Raw genomic sequence first — 237 nt, 5'->3', positions numbered from 1 at the left:
ACCAGGTACCGGCCAACGCCCTGTGGCTGACCAACGCCATGGTGCAGATCTTCCTGGTGATCACGCTGTTTTCCAACAGCACCTACCTGTCGCTGATCTACCTGGCCACATCGATGATCCTGGTGCCCTACCTGTGGTCGGCGGCCTACGCCGTGCTGTTGGCGGTGCGTAAAGAAACCTACGATGGGCAGCCGGCCCTGCGCCGCAAGGACCTGCTGGTGGCGCTGGTTGCCTTGG

1 protein-coding gene is annotated in these 237 nt (G+C 62.4%); it reads left to right on the top strand.

Annotation, left to right across the window (positions count from 1 at the left end; genetic code table 11):
• A partial coding sequence (locus J5M58_RS27665) for an amino acid permease (protein ID WP_207880725.1) occupies positions 1–237 on the top strand: 237 nt, incomplete at both ends.

Source organism: Pseudomonas sp. 32_A (assembly GCF_017490905.1).
In the GTDB taxonomy this organism is placed as follows: Bacteria; Pseudomonadota; Gammaproteobacteria; order Pseudomonadales; family Pseudomonadaceae; genus Aquipseudomonas; species Aquipseudomonas inefficax.
Note: the sequence above shows the minus strand (reverse complement) of the source record. Positions and strands in the feature narration are given on the sequence as shown.